The sequence below is a fragment of the Gemmobacter nanjingensis genome (assembly GCF_014652195.1).
Taxonomy (GTDB): domain Bacteria; phylum Pseudomonadota; class Alphaproteobacteria; order Rhodobacterales; family Rhodobacteraceae; genus Gemmobacter; species Gemmobacter caeni.
Map to the genome: position 1 here is coordinate 965 of NZ_BMYI01000044.1, position 586 is coordinate 1,550.

The 586-nt window shown below is 69.6% G+C and carries 1 protein-coding gene; it reads right to left on the reverse strand.

Going from position 1 to position 586, the window contains the following annotated elements; translation table 11 throughout:
• A partial coding sequence (locus tag IE126_RS25795; RefSeq protein WP_194678748.1) for a hypothetical protein occupies positions 1-586 on the reverse strand: 586 nt, incomplete at both ends.

Genomic DNA, 586 nt, shown 5'->3' on the forward strand with positions numbered 1-586 from the left:
GCCTTCCGGCGGGCCAGAAACTCGGCAAAGCCCTGATCCAGCACCTCGGAGGCCAGAGGCAACAGGCTGGCCCGCAGGCTGGTGGTCGCCGCACTGCCAGTCTTCACCGCTGTCTCGGTCGCGCTGGTCCGGCTTTCGAGCGCCGCGACAGCGTCAGCGGATGCCTTGCCTGCGACTTCGGTCTGCAATTCGGTCAGGGCCGTTGCCTGCGAGGCCACGGTGGCCCTGGTCTCTGTCACCTCAATCGTCAGCGCATCGACCGCCCCTGCGGTGGCGGCCAGATTGCCCTGAACATCGGTGATCCCGGCCTGCATATCGAGGATGGCGGCCGCCTGGGCATTGTCGGCCGCGAGCCGGGCCGTCCGTTCCTCGACCAGCTCGGCCGAGGTGGCGCCCGGCGCCGGGCGGCCGATGGCGATCCAGTCCACCAGGACATGGTTCGACGCATCCTGTGGCGTCAGGTCGAGGCGCACCCTGTCGATCGTGGCGGCCCAGCCCGGCGTGACCGTGATCAGCGCCTCATCGCCAGACCAGACCGGCTCGGGGATCGCCACGCGGCGGCCGGTGACAAATGACTGCCCGGCAT